The 2,146-nt window shown below is 62.7% G+C and carries 2 protein-coding genes and 1 pseudogene; 1 reads left to right on the forward strand and 2 read right to left on the reverse strand.

Annotated elements, in window-relative coordinates; genetic code table 11:
• The coding region (locus A2I95_RS33080) for an SDR family NAD(P)-dependent oxidoreductase (RefSeq protein ID WP_291736650.1) at positions 1–565 on the reverse strand (565 nt) is incomplete at its 3' end.
• Positions 562–1,050: pseudogene (locus tag A2I95_RS33085) on the reverse strand (ABC transporter ATP-binding protein); the annotation flags it as partial. The pseudogene A2I95_RS33085 and the gene A2I95_RS33080, both read right to left, overlap by 4 nt.
• A 211-nt stretch (positions 1,051–1,261) precedes the next feature.
• Here A2I95_RS33085 and A2I95_RS33090 point away from each other — a divergent pair.
• A complete protein-coding gene (locus A2I95_RS33090; RefSeq protein ID WP_291736651.1) occupies positions 1,262–2,092 on the forward strand; it encodes a carbohydrate ABC transporter permease in 831 nt (276 codons plus the stop codon).
• Positions 2,093–2,146 lie beyond the last annotated feature (54 nt).

The raw sequence follows: 2,146 nt of genomic DNA on the forward strand, positions 1-2,146 counted from the left end.
CACCCTCCACCACACCGGGGGAGATGGCGTTCACGTTGATCCCGTGCCGGATCAGATTGAGCCCGGCAGACTGAGTCAGGCTGATGACGGCAGCCTTGGTGGCGCAGTAGACGGCAACCAGCGGTTCTCCGCGCCGGCCGGCCTGGCTGGCCATGTTGATGATCGTGCCGCCCCCGCCGCGTTCAATCATGTGCCGGGCCACTGCCTGCAGGGTGAACAGAGTTCCGGCGACATTGACCGCAAAGGTGCGATCGAAATCGCCGCGGGTGATTTCCGCCACCGGAGCAGCGGTGAAGACGGCCGCGTTGTTGATCAGGATGTCGATCCGGCCCAGTTCCAAGACCGTTTGGGCAACGGCCTGTTCGATGCTGGTCTGGTCGGTGACATCCAGCCGGACGGCAATCGATCCGCCGCCCAGTTCCTCAGCCGCTGTCTGCGCGCCTGTGAAATCAATATCAGCAATGGCCACACGGGCGCCTTCGCGGACATAGGCCTCTGCGAAGGCGCGGCCGATCCCCCGGGCGCTGCCGGTGATCAGCGCTGTTTTGCCTGCCAGCCGTTTCATGTGATCCGCAGCCCTTCAGCGTCGAATTTGTGGATCACATCGGCGCGCGGAGTCATGAAGATGCGGTCGCCGTGGCGGAACCCGACTTCGCCGCCGGCGCGCACGGTGATGGTTTCTGCCAGGCCGGTGCCGTGGACGTGGAAGAAAGTGTCCGAGCCCAGATGCTCGGAAACGCTGACCACACCTGACCAGGTGCCTGCCTCGCCGGACACCTCGATATGCTCGGGGCGGATGCCAATGGTATGGGCGCCGTGTTTGGCAGCTTCTTCGCCCTCGAAGAAGTTCATCTTGGGCGAGCCGATGAAACCGGCCACGAACTTGTTGCGGGGTGTGTGATAGAGTTCGAGCGGCGAGCCGACCTGTTCGATCACACCGGCCTGCAGCACCACGATCTTGTCGGCCATGGTCATGGCTTCGACCTGGTCATGGGTCACATAGATCATCGTGGTTTCCAGCCGCTCATGCAGTTCGGAGATCTCCAGCCGCCGCCCTCTGGCCCCAGCGATCCCCCAGAGCGCATAATCGTCCAAGGCGGCACGCGTGCCGTCAACGGAGGAGGTACACCAAATGGCAACGCAACACTCCCAACCCGCGGACCAGAGGACGATGGCAACGCCCGCGCCCAAGCCGGCAGGCCAGCCAGCTGCTGCGGGCCACCAGGGCGGTACAAAGCACGCCCGCACCGCAGCCCGGCTGATGATGGCGCCGGCCGTGATCCTGCTTCTGGGCTGGATGCTGGTACCACTGACGATGACGCTCTATTTCTCGTTCAAGAAGTTCCTGCCGCTGCGGGGCGGCGACCTGGGTTGGGTCGGCTTTGACAACTATGTCCGCTTCGTTTCCTCCAGCGCCTTCTGGCCCAGCGTGCAGGCGACACTGGTTATCGTTGGCGGTGTTCTGGCGATTACCGTCGTTCTGGGGGTGCTGCTGGCGATCCTGCTCAATCAGCCGATGTGGGGCCGCGGCGTCGTCCGCATCCTGGTGATCGCGCCCTTCTTCGTGATGCCCACCGTGTCTGCGCTGGTCTGGAAGAATATGTTCATGGATCCGGTGAATGGCTTGCTGGCCCATGTGTGGCGGGCCCTCGGCGCCGAGCCATTGGTCTGGCTTACCGAGGCGTCGACCCAGTCGATCATCTTGATCGTCAGCTGGCAATGGCTGCCATTTGCAACGCTGATCCTGCTGACCGCCATCCAGTCGCTGGACAGCGAACAGCTGGAAGCCGCGGAAATGGATGGTGCGCCGCCGATGAAGCGCTTTGCCTACATCACCCTGCCGCACCTGTCGCGGGCGATCACCGTGGTGGTGCTGATCCAGACCATTTTCCTGCTGTCGATCTTCGCAGAAATCTTTGTCACCACCCAAGGCGCCTTTGGCACCAAGACCCTGACCTACCTGATCTTCCAGCGGGTGCTGGAGAGCCAGAACATCGGGCTCGGCTCGGCCGGCGGTGTTTACGCCATCATCCTCGCCAACATCGTTGCCATCTTCCTGATGCGCATCGTCGGCAAGAACCTGGACGCGTAAGGAGGCCCTCATGGCACGTGCAATCACATCGCAACGAAAAGCCCTGAATACTGC

This window comes from Leisingera sp. F5 (genome assembly GCF_001593695.1).